The following is a 14962-nucleotide window of genomic DNA, read 5'->3' as shown; positions in this document are numbered from 1 at the left end:
CAAGGCTTGCCTCCCGGTACGGCAAGCTTCCCCACCTGCCGATGCCGCGAACGTACGCCCGGCGCCTCCACGAAATCGGTCGACACGCCCGAACGTGGGGTGAGCAGACGGTAACGATTCGTCAACCCCGGCTAGCCGCCGAAGCGGCGCTCGCGGGCGGCGTACGCGCGGATCGCACGCAGGAAGTCGACCCGGCGGAAGTCGGGCCAGAGCGCCTCGCAGAAGTAGAACTCCGAGTTGGCCGACTGCCACAGCAGGAAGCCGCCCAGACGCTGCTCCCCCGAGGTGCGGATGACGAGGTCGGGGTCGGGCTGGCCCTTGGTGTAGAGGTGCTCGGCGATGTGCTCGACGTCGATCAGGTCGGCAAGCTCCTCCAGCGAGGTGCCCTTGGTCGCGTGGTCGGCGAGCAGGGCGCGTACGGCGTCGGCGATCTCGCGGCGCCCGCCGTAGCCGACGGCCACGTTGACCAGGATCCCGTCGATGTCGCGGGTCGCCTCCTCGGCCGCCTTGAGCCGCTCGGCGGTCTCGGTCGGGAGCAGGTCGAGCGCGCCCACCGGGTGGATCCGCCAGCGCCGGGCCTCGGCCAGCGACTCCACGGCCCCCTCGATGATCTTCAGCAGGCCGGTGAGCTGCTCGGGCGGCCGGTTGGTGAGGTTGTCGCTGGAGAGCAGCCAGAGCGTGACGACCTTGACCCCGACCTCCTCGCACCAGCCGAGGAGCGGGCGGATGTTGTCGGCACCGGCCTGGTAGCCCTCGGCGGTGTTCAGCCCGACCGCCTTGGCCCACCGGCGGTTGCCGTCGAGCATGACGCCGACGTGCTGCGGGATGCGGTCCTGGGGGAGGAACTTCACCACCCGGGACTCGTACGCCGGGTAGAGCACCCGTCGCACGGCGTCCTTCACGTTGACCACCTGTCGATCGTAACGCCGTGTGACCCGGCACTCGTCGGCAACGGCTGCGCGCGTCACCGCAGCACCGGTACTTTTGGACCATGGTCCAGTCCGTGGAGAGCCTTTCGTGACCCCCCGCGACCGCGTCGAGCACGCCGTCGAGCGGGCGGGCGAGCTGATGGCCGACAAGATGGCGGAGGTCAAGCCCAAGCTCCGCGGCTGGCTCCACGCCGGCACCGCGCCGCTCGCCCTCGCCGCCGGCATCGTCCTGGTGGCGCTGTCCCCCACCGCGTCCACGCGCGTCGGCTCGGCCGCGTTCGCGCTCTCGGCGCTCCTGGTCTTCACCGTCTCCGCGATCTACCACCGCGGCACCTGGTCGCCCCGCACGTGGGCGTTCCTGCGACGCTTCGACCACGCCAACATCTTCGTGCTGATCGCCGGCACCTACACGCCGTACGCCCTGCTCTTCCTGCACGGCAGCGCCCGTACGACGCTGCTGGCGGTCGTGTGGGGCGCGGCGATCGCGGGCATGCTCTTCCGCGTGTTCTGGACCGACGCCCCGCGCTGGCTCTACACGCCGATGTACATCGCGCTCGGCTGGGCCGCGGTCTTCTTCATCCCGCAGTTCGTCGACGGGGCCGACAAGTTCAGCTCCGGCATCGCCATCGCCACCCTCGTGCTCGTCGCCGTCGGCGGCATCCTCTACACCCTCGGCGGCGTCGTCTACGGCCTCAAGCGCCCCGACCCCTCGCCCCGCTGGTTCGGCTTCCACGAGGTCTTCCACTCCTTCACGGTCCTCGCCTTCGCGGCCCACTACGTCGGCGTCTCCCTCGCCACGTACTCCCTTCGCTGACCGGGCACTTCATCCCCGTCCCGGACGCTGACCGGGCACTTCGTTCCCGTCTGGTGAGCGGAGTCACGAAACCATCGGTGTCTCCCACTCGTCGTACTGGGGAAGTCCCCCGTACCCGACCAGATCGCGTCATGCCTGACTCACCGAACGAGAACGACCGCCAGCCCTTCCTCGACCTCAGCCTCCCCCAGCTCGTCGCCGGCGCCACTGCCGCCGCCACCTCGGCCATCCTGATCGGACGGATGGGCATGCTCGGCACCGTGCTCGGTGCCGCCTTCGCCAGCATCGTGTCCGCCGTGGTGACGTCGGGTCTCGTCGGCGGGTGGCACCGCGTCCGCACCGTGCCGAGCCGGTTCCCGCGCAACGTGAACGGCATGGTCGTCACCGCCGCAGCGCTCGGGCTGGTGGCGTTCGCCTTCCAGGCCGGGATCGACCTGGTCACCCAGGACCTGCCGTCGGACACCTTCGCGGGCCGCTGGCTGGCCCAGATCGGCCTCAACCGAGGCTGACGACCCCGAACGTGACGAGCGAGCCGCCGACCACGGCTGCGGCGAGCACCCATGCGGCCGCGGCGGACCACCGGGCGAGCCGCTCGAGGGCGAGGTAGCCCGCGGCGATGACCGCCAGCCCGACGGTGACGTGCAGCAGCACGGCCAGCATCACCCCGGCGATCGCCCCCGCCATCCGGAGCCGGCCCCACAACAGGCTGAGGGCGAGCGGGAGCACGACGGCGCCGGAGAAGCCGCCCGCGACCTCGGCCCAGAACGGTCGGTCACCCATCCACGGCACGTCGATCGCACCCACCCACGACCGGTCGAGGAGGTCACTGGTCGAGCTGTAGCCGAGGTAGAGGATCGTCGCGATCGTGACGGCGGCCGCCACCCGGTAGGACCAGTGCTTCGCCCGTGACCACGGCACCGCCCGGCCCACGAAGACCGTGGCGACCGTGACAGCCGTCCAGACGATCCACCGCCGGACGACACCCGTGCCGGTGTCGGCCATGGCGTCGCGGAAGACGCGGTCCGCGGTGACCCGGTCGACTTCGTGCCCCTCCGTGGAGACGTACGACGTCGGGTCGCCCCGGCCGGCCACCAGCGCGTCGTGCAGCAGAGCCGCCGGCAGGTGGGCACCGGTCTTCGGCACCAGCCAGGTGAACAGAGTCGGCACCGACGTGAGGTCGGTGCGGAAGTCGGGGTCGGCCGGCACGAGCAGCTCACCGAGGTGGCGGTCGCGGTAGGCCAGGCGGCGCTCCAGGGCGAAGGTCTCGACGCCCTCCTCGGAGTGCCGCTCGAGCACGATCCGCATGTCGGAGCCGGGATCGGGCGGCTCACCTGGCCGGCCGTCGCGCGGCAACGTGCCACCGTCGTGGAAGCGCCGTGGCTCCACCGCCACCTGAACACCCATCCCGCGTTCCCGAGTCCGCATGGCCCCCAGTCTGGCGAAGCACACCGACACCGAGCGGGCGCTTCCTCCCCGTCACGCCCGGCGGCCGGGCACTTCGTCCCCGTGTAGCGCAACGAAGTGCCCGGTCAGCGTCCCGGACCGGGAGGAACCGCCCGGTCAGCCGTTGGTGGCGAGGACCAGCAGCCAGTCCCCCTCGTCGTCCGCGAGCCGCACGTGCCACGTCGGCGTCAGCCCCGCCACGGCCAGCGCGCCCTCGAAGTCGTCGCGCGTCCACGTCGTCACGTGGTAGCGCCGTCCGGACTCGCCGACCTGCCACGCGTCCGTGCCGCCCTCGCGCATCGACACCAGCGCGACGCCGCCGGGGCGCAGCGCGCCGGCGGCCTTCGCGAGCACACTTGGGGTCGCCGCGCGCTCGACGTGCTGGAGCACGAACAGCGCCAGCACGCCGTCGTACGCCGGCCAGGTGGCGTCGGTGAACGCGTCGGTCGTCACGTCAAGCAGGTCGCACCGGTGTCCACGGCCGCGCTGGAGGTCGCAGAACGACACCGCCCCGTCCGTACGCCGCACCCGCACGCCCTGCGACGACAGGAAGTCGGCGTCCCACCCCGGCCCCGAGCCGAGCTCGAGCACCGACCCACCCGCAGGGAGTGCGTCGAGCAGCCGGCCGAGCGCCTCGGCACCCACGCCGGACGGCGTGCCGCGGGTCGACTCGGCGTAGTCGGACGCGATCGCCTCGTAGGAGTCGAGCGTCTCCCGGTTCCTCGTCGGCTCCGACACGTCGTCAGCCTAGGGTGCCGCCATGACGACTGCCCGGACCGTGCCCGTCACCACGGAGATGGACGGTGACGAGCTCGACGCGCTCGACGCGTGGCACCTCGCCCGGCGCCACGGGCTCGGCACGATCGCGGTCGAGTCGTTCGTGCGGTTCCGCTTCGGCGACGGCTTCACCAACTCCCGCGCGCTGGCGCTGCAGGCCTGCCTGGCCGTCGTGCCGTTCCTGCTCGCGCTGACCGGGCTGGCCTCCGACCTCGACGAGGAGCGCCCGGCCGCGGTCGTCGCGCACGTCGTGGACTCCCTCTCGCCCGGCGCCGGCGACAGCGACGCGCTGACCTCCGCGGTCGAGAGCTCCGACGAGTCCGAGCGCGCGGGCGAGGTCGCCCTGGTGCTCGGCCTCGGCTTCGCGCTGGTGTCGATGACGACCGCGATGGCGCAGGTCGAGCGCGGCGCCAACCGCATCTACGGCATCCGGCGCGACCGCAAGGCGCTCGCCAAGTACGGCCGGGCCGCCGTCCTCACCGCGATCCTGGCGGCACCGGTGGGTCTCGGCTTCCTCATGATCGTCGGCGGGGGAGCCTTCGGCGACGCGATGGCGGAGGGCTACGGCTGGTCCGACCGGACCGTCGACACGTGGAACGTGCTGCGCTGGCCGGCCGGCCTGGCACTCCTCGTGCTCACCATCGCCGTGCTCCTCGACCACGCCCCGCGTCGCCGCCAGCCGGCGCTCTCCTGGCTGGCGCTGGGCTCGGGGATCGCGGTGCTGCTCAGCGCCCTCGCGACGGGCGGGCTGGCGGCGTACGTCTCGCTGAGCGGGTCGTTCGGCAGCGTCTACGGGCCGCTCGCGGGGGTGTTCGCGCTTCTGCTGTGGGCCCTGCTGTCGTCGATCGCGTTCTTCTACGGCACTGCCGTGTGCGCCCAGCTCGAGGCGCTCCGCGCGGGCGAGCAGACGCCGGTCTACGACGACCCCGGCCGCCCGCACGCGCGGACCGTGGGCGACGAGGTGTAGCGACGCGTGGTCCAGACCGAGACGCGGCCGCGGTTGCCACGACCCTGACCGGGGAGGACCGTGGAGGGGACGGGGGGTCACCACCATGAGCGTCTTCGCGAGCGGCAAGATCGAGGCGTACGTCGGCCCGACGGAGCTCGGCGCGGCGGACGACCTCGAGGGCGTCATCGCCGGCTTCATCGCGGGCGCCCGCACCTCGCTGGCGGTGGCGGTGCAGGAGCTGGACAACCCGGTGATCGCCCAGGCGCTGCTCGACGCGAGCTGGCGCGGCGTCCGGGTCGAGCTGTTCCTCGAGCAGGACTACCTGCGCTCGCCGCTCGCGGGCAACCCACCGGCCCTCCCGGTGCCACGTCCCGGCGAGAGCCAGGCGGACGCGCTGCTGCGGGTGCAGTGGGGCACCGACGAGACCGAGCTGGCGGAGAACCGCCGCATCCTGGCGGCGCTGCTGCGCTCCGACGTGCAGGTCCGCGGCGACTACAACCCGAAGCTCTTCCACCAGAAGTTCGTGCTGCGCGACTACGACGGCACGGCGGCCCCGACGTCGGCGCTGCTGACGGGGTCGGCCAACTTCACCGTCACCGACTGCCACCAGAACCTCAACCACGTCTTCGTCTTCCGCAACGCCTTCGTCTGCCGGCAGTACGCCACCGAGGTCGAGCAGCTGCGCCGCGGGTCCTTCGGGCGCGGGATGCACGGCCCGGTGCCCAAGACGTACGACCTGGCCGGGGTCCCGGTGAAGGTGCTCTTCGCCCCCGACCACACGCCCGAGCTCGAGATCATGAAGCAGATGCTGAAGGGGACGAAGGAGATCACGTTCGCGATCTTCACCTTCGCCGGCTCCTCGGGCATCGACGACGCGATGCTGGCGTTGGCGCGCGGCGGGATGAAGATCCGGGGCGTCCTCGACCGGGGGCAGGCCGCCCACGACTGGGCCGCGCCGCCCTGGCTGGTGCACGACAACATCGAGCTCTACGTGCCGCGCCGCGACGGACCCTTCGCGCGCCTGCGCAAACTGCACCACAAGCTGATGGTCATCGACGAGCAGGTCGTGGTCGCCGGCAGCTTCAACTACACCGCGCCCGCCAACGACTACAACGACGAGAACATCTTCGTCGTCGGGTCGGTCCACGACGAGGTCGAGGGGATCGAGGTCGCCCACGACCCCGGCGGCGACATCGCGCGCCACCTCAAGGCCGAGATCGACCGCATCATCGACACCAGCGACGTCTGGACGCCTGGCCCCTAGATCTCCTGGAGCAGGTCCAGCAGCGGGCGCAGGTCGTCGTGCACGTCGACCGCGCCGGCCGCGACCAGGAGGTCGGAGGGATGGGTCGTGCCCACGCCGTGCACGCGACGTACGCCGGCGCCGAGCGCGGCGCGCACGCCGGCCGGTGAGTCCTCGACCGCCAGCGCGAGGGCCGGGTCGGCGCCCATCCGCTCGCAGGCCAGCGCGTAGCCCGCCGGGTGCGGCTTGCCGTCGACGACGTCGCGGGCGGTGACGACCACGTCGACGACGTCGAGCGGGAGCCCCAAGGCCTCCACGACGGACCGCTCGACCCAGGCCGGACCGGCGGAGGTCACGATGGCGACCGGCACGCCGGTCGCGCGGGCGGACTCGAGCAGCTCACGGGCACCGGCGACCGGCTCGGGCGCCTCGTCGGGGATGAACGGGACGACCCCGCGCGCGAGCTCGTCGGGGTCCTCCCCCGTCCACGGCCCTTCCGTCGTGGCGAAGACGTCCTCGGCCCGCCGACCGGTGAAGATCCGGAGGTCAGGCAGCTCCCAGCCCCGGTGCGCGAACCAGGCGACGTACGACGCCCGGTGCAGGGGCTCGGAGTCGACCAGCGTGCCGTCGAGGTCGAGCAGCAGCGCGGCTGGCGTCGGCTCGGCCGTCACGAGGTGGTGAAGAGCAGGTCGCCGGTCGCCACCGTGCCGCCGATCGCCTCGCTGCTGACCGAGCCCTTCGGCGCGTCCATCAGCACGATCGGGACGACGGTCGACAGCTCGTGCCCGTCGTGCGAGGTGGGGACGCCGGACGGGTCCCAGCGGACCATCTCGTCACCCGCGGCGACCTGGGCGCCCTGGGTGGCGAGCACCTCGAAGCCCTCGCCGCCGAGGCGGACCGTGTTGATGCCGAGGTGCACCAGCACGCCCACGCCGTCGCCGAGGACGACGAAGGCGTGCGGCATCACCTTCACGACGGTGCCGGCGATCGGGGAGACGACGGTGGTCGGGCCGGCGTCGGGCTCGATGGCGACGCCCGGGCCGACCATCTCCTCGGCGAAGACCGGGTCGGGCACGTCGGCCATCGCGATGACACGGCCCGGGCAGGGCGAGAGGACGCTGACTGGCGAAGGGGTCACATCAGGTCCTCGATGTCGTCGGCGAGGTTGTCCGCCTCCGGCCCGACGACGACCTGGACGACCGTGCCGCTCGCCATCACGCCGTGCGCACCGGCGGCCTTGAGGGCGGCCTGGTCCACGAGGGAGCCGTCCTTGACCTCCGTCCGGAGCCGGGTGATGCAGGCCTCGATCTCGACGACGTTGTCCGCGCCGCCGAGGCCCGCGAGGATCTGCTCGGCCTTGCTGCTCATGGTGGGTTCCTCTCGGTGGTGGGTCAGCTCGGGTGGATCAGTGGGTGATGTCGGTCTGCGTGACCTTGTTGAGGCCGCGCGGGTTGTCGGGGTCGAGCCCGAGCCGGAGCGCGAGCCGCTCGATCATCATCTGCGCAGGGACGATGCTCGCAACAGGCTCCACCGTCTCCGGGAGGTCCGGACCGGCGAGGTGGACGTCGCAGCGGTCCGCGAACTCCGGCGTGCCGCCGAGGCCGAGCACGCGGGCACCGCGGCGGTGGAGGTCGTCAGCGAGCTCGACCATCGGCTCGGCGAGCGGCCCGTGGGCGGCGGCGACGAGGACGGCGAGGACGCCCTCGCCGACCACCGAGATCGGGCCGTGCCGCAGGTCGGCGTAGGAGTAGCCGCGCACCGGGCGCAGGCAGGTCTCCTCCATCTTGAGCGCGGTCTCCAGCGCCGTGCCGAGGAGGAAGCCGCGGCCGGAGACGACCACGCGGTCGACCTCCGAGAGCGCGGTCGCCGCGGCGTCGACGTCCTGGCCGAGCAGTCCCTCGACGGCCGCCGGGACGCGAGCGAGGTCGTCCGCCAGCGACGAGGACGGCCCGAGCGCGTCGGCGACCACGGCCAGCGCGAGCATCTGGGCGAGGTACGTCTTGGTGGCGGGCACCGCGACCTCGGGCCCGGCCTGGGTGGTCAGGGCGAGGTCGGCAGCGGCCGCCAGCGGCGAGCCGGCGACGTTGGAGACCGACACGGTGGCGGCGCCGCACGACCGGGCCCACTCCTGGGTCTCCACGATCTCCGCGGTGGACCCGGACTGCGAGACCGAGACGACCAGCGTGTCGGTCAGGTCGAGCCGCGCCCGGTAGTGGGTCGCCACGCTCGGCGCGGCCAGGCCGGCCGGGATCCCCGAGGTGACCTCGAGGAGGTAGCGACCGTAGATCGCGGCGTTGTCGCTCGACCCGCGGGCGACCAGCAGGACGCGGCGACGGTCCGCGAAGAGGTCGCGCAGGCGGTCGCGCTCGGGCAGCAGGTGGTCGAGGGTGCGGCGGGCGGCGTCGGGCTGCTCGGCGATCTCGGACGCCATCTGCGTCGTGGAGGTGGTGCTCATCGCGGTCCTTGACAGGTTCGGGGCGCTGGGGCCATGCTCTCCCAACTGGTACGTACCAGACCGTACCAATCAAACCCGCTGACGTCGAGAGGTGGAGATGGCCCGCAGGATCGACGACGGCCCCAGGCCCAAGCACGCGCAGCTCAGCGACGTGCTGGCCGAGCTGGCCGTCCGCGAGCTCGGTCCTGACGTCGCGATCCCCTCCGAGCGCGAGCTGATGACGACGTACGACGTCTCGCGCGCCACGGTCCGCAAGGCGATCGACAACCTCGTCGCCGGCGGGCTGCTGCACCGCATCCAGGGCAAGGGCACCTTCGTGGCCCGGCCGCGGGTCGAGAGCCGCCTGCACCTGGCGTCGTTCTCCCAGGACATGCTGCGGCGCGGGCTCACTCCCTCCACGCGCCTGCTCCGGGTGGACGAGGAGCGCCCGCCCGCCGAGGTGGCGAAGTCGCTACGGCTCGGCGCGCGCGGCACGGCCTGGCGCATCGACCGGATCCGGCTCGCCGACGGGCAGCCGATGGCGATCGAGCAGGGCTGGTACCCCACCTCGTTGCTGCCCGACCTCGACGCCGAGGACCTCTCCGGCTCGCTCTACACCCTCTTCGACGTCCGCTACGACCTCGTCATCGACGCCGCCGAGCAGACGCTGTGGGGCGAGGCGGCCGAGGGCACGACCGCGCGCCGCCTCGAGGCCCCCGTGCACACCCCGCTCCTCGTCTTCCGCCGCGTCTCCAGCGCCGCCGGCCGGCCGCTCGAGCACGTCGTCTCGCGCTACCGCGGCGACCGCTACCAGGTCCACATGACGCTCGGCCCCACGTCCACCCCTGCACCAACCCCCACCCGCACAACCCGCACCACCAGAAGGGATCCATCGTGACGACCCAGGACACCGCCTCGGGCGGGACCGCCAGCACGGACAAGCGCAGGCTCAACCTCGCGCCCCTCCAGAAGTTCGGGCGCAGCCTCATGCTCCCGATCGCCGCCCTGCCCGTGGCCGCGCTGCTGCTCCGGCTCGGCGCCGACGACCTCCTCGGCCCCGACGGCCTCGGCTGGAACAACGTCGCTGCCGTCATCGGCGCGGGCGGCGGTGCCCTGTTCGACAACCTGCCGCTGCTCTTCGCCGTCGGCATCGCGATCGGGATGGCCAGGAAGGCCGACGGCTCGACCGCGCTGGCCGCGGTCGTCGGCTACCTGGTCTTCAAGGCCGTCGGCGACGCGATGTCCCCGGTGATCCTCGGCCTGCCCGACGAGGGCGGCACCCAGGAGCTGATCAACTACGGCGTCCTCGGCGGCATCGTGTCGGGCCTGGTGAGCGCCTGGCTCTGGCAGCGCTACCACCGGATCTCGCTGCCGCCCTACCTCGCCTTCTTCGGCGGGCGCCGCTTCGTCCCGATCATCACGTCCTTCGCGATGCTGGTGATCGCGGTGCTGATGAGCTTCGTCTACCCCGCCTTCGACAGCGGCATCACCGCGCTCGGCGAGTGGGTCACCGACAACGCGGTCCTCGGCGGCTTCGTCTACGGCACGCTCAACCGCCTGCTGATCCCGCTCGGCCTGCACCACATCCTCAACAACCCGCCGTGGTTCGTGTTCGGCGAGTACACGACGAGTGGCGGCGACGTCGTCCACGGCGACATCGCCCGCTTCCTCGCCGGCGACCCGACGGCCGGCGCGTTCATGACCGGCTTCTTCCCGATCATGATGTTCGCCCTCCCGGCCGCCGCCCTCGCCATCTGGCACGAGGCCAAGCCGCAGCACCGCAACCTCGTCGGCGGCATCATGCTCTCGGCCGCGCTGACGTCGTTCCTGACCGGCGTCACCGAGCCGCTCGAGTTCGCCTTCATGTTCGTCGCCTGGCCGCTGTTCGTGATCCACGCGCTGCTCACCGGCACGTCGCTCGCCCTCGTCAACGCGCTCGGCATCAAGGACGGCTTCGGCTTCTCCGCGGGCCTGTTCGACTACGTCCTCAACTTCAACATCGCCACGGACCCGCTGCTGCTGATCCCGATCGGCCTCGGTTACGCCGCGATCTACTACTTCCTGTTCCGGTTCGTGATCCGGAAGTGGAACCTGAAGACGCCGGGGCGTGAGGACGAGGGCGAGGAGTCCCTCGTCGAGGCGGACACCCGCGCGTGACGGTGCTCCTCACGGCTGACCAGGTGGTCACCCCGGCGCGGGTCCTCGCGCCGGGGTGGCTGATCCTGGACGGCGACCGCATCACCGAGGTCGGCGAGGGTGCACCGCCCCGCACGGCTGACCTCGACCTCGGCGCGACCACGGTCGTGCCCGGGTTCGTCGACCTCCACGTGCACGGCGGCGGCGGCGCCTCCTTCGACACCGGCACGGCGGACGCCGCCGCGGTCGTGGCCGACACCCACCTCTCCCACGGCACCACGTCGATGGCCGCCAGCCTGGTCACCGACACCCACGACCGGATGGCGGCCGCGGTCCGCGAGCTCGCCCTGCTCGTGCAGGACGGTCGGCTCGCCGGCGTACACCTCGAGGGGCCGTGGCTGAGCCCGCGCCGCTCGGGTGCCCACCAGCCCGGCTCGCTCTCCGACCCGGACCCCTCCTCGGTCGAGGCGCTCCTCGACGCCGCCGACCCTTCGACAGGCTCAGGACGACGCGGCGCCGTTCGGATGGTCACCCTCGCGCCCGAGCTGGCCGGCGGCCTCGCCGCCGTGCGGCTGCTCGCCGAGCGCGGGGTCGTCGCGGCGATCGGCCACACCGACGCGACGTACGACGAGGCGCGCGCGGCCCTCGACGCCGGTGCGCGGCTCGGCACCCACCTCTTCAACGCGATGCGGCCGCTGCACCATCGCGACCCCGGCCCGGTCGGCGCGCTGGTCGACTCCCCCGTCGACGTCGAGCTCATCGCCGACGGCGTGCACCTGCACCCGGCCGTCCTGCGCACCGTCTTCGCGGCCAAGCCGGACCGCTGCATCCTCGTCACCGACGCGATGGCCGCGGCCGGTGCGCCCGACGGTGACTACCGCCTCGGGCCGATGGCGATCGAGGTCCGCGAGGGCGTCGCCCGGCTCGCCGACGGCAGCGGCACCGGAGCCATCGCCGGGTCGACACTGACCATGGCCGCCGCCGTCCGCTTCGCCGCGGGCGAGGCCGGGCTGCCGCTGCTCGACGTCGTACGCGCGGCGACGACCACACCGGCCCGGGCCTGGGGCCTCACCGACGTCGGGGCCCTCGAGCCCGGACGCCGCGCCGACCTGGTCGTGCTGGACGACCGGCTCGACGTGGTGCGGGTGATGCGCGCGGGGGCCTGGGTCGCCCGCTGACCCGCTCAGCCCGCGGTCGCAGCTGAGCCGGAGAGCAGCGCGGTGACGGTCGGGTCGGCCGCCGGACCGGCGACGTCCTCGGCCACCGCAAGCCGCTCGTCGCCGGGGAACACCCCCGGCGGCAGCACCGCCGCGACGGCCGCCGCCGCGATGACGGCTCCTGCCGCGTCGACGGCGCGCTCGATGACCGGCGGGAGGTCGGCGGTCACCGTGGTGACGCACGCGGCCAGCAGCTGCGCGACAGGACTGGCGTCGGAGGCGGCCAGCAGGGCGAGGCCCTCGGCGGCCGCACCGATCGTGCTCACCGAAGCCAGGCTGCGGACGACGTCGGGGTCCTCCAGCGCCCGCTGACGTGCGGCGGCGCCGGGGTCGGTCGCTGCCACCCGGCGGACGGTGGCCGGTGCGGACGTCACCTCGAGGTCCGGCCGGACCGCGAACGCGGCCAGGACCGCGTAGTCACCGGGCGCGGGGAAGAGCGAGCCGGTCGCGGACAGCAGCAGCGCCGAGCCCACGAGCTCCTGCCCGGGCGCCAGGTCCACCTCCGTACGTCCGGAGTCGACCTGCCACGGCCACTCCACCCGGACCCGGTCCCCGCCCTCGGGCGCCACCCACACCGACAGGTCCCCCTGCGCGAGGTCGAGCCGGCTGCTCGTCGTCGCCGGGGAGCTGCCGTCGTTGCGCAGCCGGAGCACCACGACGACGGCCTCGCCGAGCGGGACCTCGGCGGGGGCCTCGACGTGCAACGACAGGTCCGTCACCGTGCCGATGGTGCCACGAAGTCGGCCGCCAGCTCCTCGGCGCGGGCGAGGTCCGCCTTGGGCTTGCGGGCCCGCTTGGCCCGCGCGAGCGCGTCCGCCACCACCGGGGCGCCGCGCTCGACCGGGCTCGGCACCGTGGTCGCCAGCGCCAGCAGCTCCTCCGCCGTGCGGCCCTGGGCGGCCAGGTCGAGGAACCGCTTGGCCTCCGAGGCATCCGCCTCCCGGGTGTCGCCCGACCGGTAGTCCGTGTGGTCGCGCGCCAGCGCGTTGGCGAGCACCAGCGCAGCGGCACCGCCGGTGTCGGACTCCGGCTGGGCCTCCGCCACCGTCACCAGGCGAGCCTTGGCCGCCTCGTCGCGACCGAAGTCGCCGAGCGCGAAGGCGACGCCCACGCCGGGCTCCAGGGTCGCCACCGACACGTCCCTCTCCTCGTCCGTCCCGGCCATCCGGACCTGGACCGCGACCCGTGGGCTCCGCACGGCCGCCCAGCCGAGCGCGTCGAACTCGGCACGTACGACGTGGCGGCCCGGGACGTCGAACGTCACGCCCTCGCTGGTGAAGAACACCTGCAGCCGCGAGGTGATCGACTCGCCCGGGTTGAGGACCGCGGTCTGCGGCGGCCCGCACGCCAGCACCACGTCACGCACCTGCTCGACGTCGCCGCCGGGCAGGGCGTGGAGGAGCCGGAGGTCGCCCTCGGCGAGGTTGAGCCGCGTGCTCACCTCGCGCGCCTCGTCCCCGGTGTTGGTGAGGACCAGCTCGGCGACGACGTACTCGCCGACGTAGACCTCGTCGGGGAGCCGCAGCTCGAGCGCCAGCCCCGTGGCGTCGTCCTGGTTGACCAGGCCCTCGGCGTCGGTGGGCTGCGGCAGGCCGGAGGAGAGGCTGCCGTGGCCCCAGCCGAAGCCCTTCCAGCCCGGCCTCACCTGGGGGTCGGGCGAGTGGATCAGCGACATCCGGTCGTGCTGGCTGAAGCCGAAGGTCGCGTTGCCGGGATAGGGGTTGGCCGCCGTCGCGAACCCCATCACGTCACCGGTCTGGTTCATGATCTCGGTGCCGATGCCGGGCACGTGCACGTCGTGCTTGGGGTGGAACAGGTTGAACGCGTGACCGGCCTCGTGCACCAGGGTGCGGAGGAAGGCGGCCGGGACCTCGTCGAGCGGCCGGTTGCGCGCGACCGCCTCGATGTTCGACCCGCTGCCCAGGGTGGCGTCGGCGAAGCCGACCGCACCCTCGCGGGGCACCGCGTCCTCGTCGAACATGATGCCGAAGAGGGTGCCCTGGGTGGACCCGACCAGCAGCCAGAGCCGCCACTGGTCGCCCGTGGCTGCGCCCCGGTGGGTGCTGAGCAGCGTCTGCAGCTCGGCGTTCGTCAACGAGGTGTCGTCCGGGACGCCGACCTCGTCGAGCGTGGTCGGGGTGTCCCACCCGGCCGAGGCGTAGACGTTCTGGAACGTCGACGTCACGCCTCCCGCGGTGAGGGCCGAGACCGGCCACCGCCGCCCGGTCATGGCGTCCACCTCGACCCGGCAGCCGCGGTAGAACGTCGAGGTCTTCGTGGCCGTCAGGACGTACCTGCGGCTGCCGATGGTCGCCGTGCCCTGCATGGTCACCGGCCGGAAGATCGACTCGATCAGGGGCTGCTCGCAGCGCAGCGTCATCCGGCCGGTGTCCGTGGAGACGAACTCCTGGGTGGTCCGGTCCCACAGGTGCCGGACGAAGGAGAAGGACAGAGTGCCGCCGGAGTAGGTGACCCCCGTGGAGCGGAAGTACCAGCTGTACTCGTTCTTGGGCAGCTGCGGGTACCACCGGATCGTCGGCGAGACGATCCCGCCCGGGTCCTCCGCCTCGCCGCCGTCGTCCGCGGCCGCGTCGTCGGGCAGGTCCTCGTCACCGCCCGGTCGCACCGGCACGAACGGCTGGGTGACCACCGGGCCAACCAGGCCGCTGCGCCGGACGTACACGTCGCCGCTGATGCGCAGGGACGACGGGCCGACCTCGATCCGCATCGGCCCGCGGACCTCGCTGAACGGGAACGCCGCGACCAGCGGACGGATCTGCAGCAACCACGACCCGTTGAGCCGCGAGGTCGAGCACGGACGCCGCAGCGCGATCGGGAGCGGCTGGCGTGGGGCCGTGCCCGGCGGGCCGGCCAGGTCCGGCAGGTCCTCCACCAGCTCGCCCTGCTCGTCGAACACCAGCGGCTGCTCCCCGTGGCACCCGCAGGCCCCACCCCGGTCGTGACAGCTCATGGCCCGATCTCCCCTCTGTCCCGAGCCCGCGCGTGGGCCCGCCCACGCG

General features: G+C 73.0%; 16 protein-coding genes. 7 read left to right on the top strand and 9 right to left on the bottom strand.

The window, feature by feature from the left end:
- Positions 1 to 131: 131 nt before the first annotated feature.
- The gene (locus tag ACE3QY_RS11050) at positions 132 to 911 is read right to left on the bottom strand and encodes an isoprenyl transferase (protein ID WP_374456076.1); all 780 of its coding nucleotides are present in this window, start codon (positions 909 to 911) and stop codon (positions 132 to 134) included.
- 106 nt (positions 912 to 1017) lie between these two features.
- On the opposite strand from ACE3QY_RS11050, the gene ACE3QY_RS11045 reads away from it, so the two are divergent.
- Together ACE3QY_RS11045 and ACE3QY_RS11040 are read left to right on the top strand one after the other, a co-directional pair.
- Positions 1018 to 1743: a hemolysin III family protein gene (locus ACE3QY_RS11045; protein WP_374456075.1), complete on the top strand. Its 726-nt coding sequence runs from the start codon at positions 1018 to 1020 to the stop codon at positions 1741 to 1743.
- A 131-nt stretch (positions 1744 to 1874) separates the two neighbouring features.
- Complete coding sequence (locus tag ACE3QY_RS11040; protein WP_374456074.1) at positions 1875 to 2252, top strand: hypothetical protein; 378 nt, start codon at positions 1875 to 1877, stop codon at positions 2250 to 2252.
- Here ACE3QY_RS11040 and ACE3QY_RS11035 read toward each other — a convergent pair.
- Positions 2239 to 3168 (bottom strand): DUF1353 domain-containing protein, encoded by a 930-nt coding sequence (locus ACE3QY_RS11035; protein ID WP_374456073.1) that lies wholly within the window; start codon positions 3166 to 3168, stop codon positions 2239 to 2241. The genes ACE3QY_RS11040 and ACE3QY_RS11035 overlap by 14 nt on opposite strands.
- Positions 3169 to 3303: 135 nt before the next feature.
- A complete protein-coding gene (locus ACE3QY_RS11030; RefSeq protein WP_374456072.1) occupies positions 3304 to 3924 on the bottom strand; it encodes a class I SAM-dependent methyltransferase in 621 nt (206 codons plus the stop codon).
- A gap of 22 nt (positions 3925 to 3946) precedes the next feature.
- Between ACE3QY_RS11030 and ACE3QY_RS11025 the strand changes: the two genes are divergently transcribed.
- Positions 3947 to 4930 (top strand): YihY/virulence factor BrkB family protein, encoded by a 984-nt coding sequence (locus tag ACE3QY_RS11025; RefSeq protein ID WP_374456071.1) that lies wholly within the window; start codon positions 3947 to 3949, stop codon positions 4928 to 4930.
- 85 nt (positions 4931 to 5015) lie between these two features.
- Positions 5016 to 6176 (top strand): phospholipase D-like domain-containing protein, encoded by a 1161-nt coding sequence (locus ACE3QY_RS11020; protein ID WP_374456070.1) that lies wholly within the window; start codon positions 5016 to 5018, stop codon positions 6174 to 6176.
- Here ACE3QY_RS11020 and ACE3QY_RS11015 read toward each other — a convergent pair.
- Genes ACE3QY_RS11015 through ACE3QY_RS11000 form a run of 4 tightly spaced genes read right to left on the bottom strand, consistent with a single transcriptional unit; the run spans position 6173 to position 8610 of the window.
- Positions 6173 to 6826: an HAD family hydrolase gene (locus tag ACE3QY_RS11015; RefSeq protein ID WP_374456069.1), complete on the bottom strand. Its 654-nt coding sequence runs from the start codon at positions 6824 to 6826 to the stop codon at positions 6173 to 6175. The two genes, ACE3QY_RS11020 and ACE3QY_RS11015, sit on opposite strands and share 4 nt — an antisense overlap.
- On the bottom strand, positions 6823 to 7293 hold the full coding sequence (locus ACE3QY_RS11010; protein WP_374456068.1) for a PTS glucose transporter subunit IIA: 471 nt from the start codon (positions 7291 to 7293) through the stop codon (positions 6823 to 6825). The genes ACE3QY_RS11015 and ACE3QY_RS11010 overlap by 4 nt, the downstream gene beginning before the upstream one ends.
- The gene (locus ACE3QY_RS11005) at positions 7290 to 7523 is read right to left on the bottom strand and encodes a glucose PTS transporter subunit EIIB (RefSeq protein ID WP_056908300.1); all 234 of its coding nucleotides are present in this window, start codon (positions 7521 to 7523) and stop codon (positions 7290 to 7292) included. The genes ACE3QY_RS11010 and ACE3QY_RS11005 overlap by 4 nt, the downstream gene beginning before the upstream one ends.
- Positions 7524 to 7560: 37 nt before the next feature.
- Positions 7561 to 8610, bottom strand: a complete 1050-nt coding sequence (locus ACE3QY_RS11000; RefSeq protein WP_374456067.1) for an SIS domain-containing protein — start codon at positions 8608 to 8610, stop codon at positions 7561 to 7563.
- A 97-nt stretch (positions 8611 to 8707) separates the two neighbouring features.
- Between ACE3QY_RS11000 and ACE3QY_RS10995 the strand changes: the two genes are divergently transcribed.
- Genes ACE3QY_RS10995 through nagA form a run of 3 tightly spaced genes read left to right on the top strand, consistent with a single transcriptional unit; the run spans position 8708 to position 11903 of the window.
- Entirely contained in the window at positions 8708 to 9487 is a 780-nt protein-coding gene (locus tag ACE3QY_RS10995) for a GntR family transcriptional regulator (protein WP_374456066.1), read from the top strand.
- Positions 9484 to 10746, top strand: a complete 1263-nt coding sequence (locus tag ACE3QY_RS10990; RefSeq protein WP_374456065.1) for a PTS transporter subunit EIIC — start codon at positions 9484 to 9486, stop codon at positions 10744 to 10746. The genes ACE3QY_RS10995 and ACE3QY_RS10990 overlap by 4 nt, the downstream gene beginning before the upstream one ends.
- Complete coding sequence (gene nagA, locus ACE3QY_RS10985; protein ID WP_374456064.1) at positions 10743 to 11903, top strand: N-acetylglucosamine-6-phosphate deacetylase; 1161 nt, start codon at positions 10743 to 10745, stop codon at positions 11901 to 11903. Before ACE3QY_RS10990 ends, nagA begins: the two co-directional genes overlap by 4 nt.
- 5 nt (positions 11904 to 11908) lie before the next feature.
- Here nagA and ACE3QY_RS10980 read toward each other — a convergent pair whose 3' ends face one another.
- Both ACE3QY_RS10980 and ACE3QY_RS10975 read right to left on the bottom strand, forming a co-directional pair.
- A complete protein-coding gene (locus ACE3QY_RS10980) occupies positions 11909 to 12661 on the bottom strand; it encodes a hypothetical protein (RefSeq protein WP_374456063.1) in 753 nt (250 codons plus the stop codon).
- Complete coding sequence (locus ACE3QY_RS10975) at positions 12658 to 14859, bottom strand: hypothetical protein (protein WP_374456062.1); 2202 nt, start codon at positions 14857 to 14859, stop codon at positions 12658 to 12660. Before ACE3QY_RS10975 ends, ACE3QY_RS10980 begins: the two co-directional genes overlap by 4 nt.
- Positions 14860 to 14962 lie beyond the last annotated feature (103 nt).

The sequence above is a fragment of the Nocardioides sp. genome, assembly GCF_041913365.1.
GTDB lineage: Bacteria > Actinomycetota > Actinomycetes > Propionibacteriales > Nocardioidaceae > Nocardioides.
This window is presented reverse-complemented; position numbering and strand designations above follow the sequence as displayed.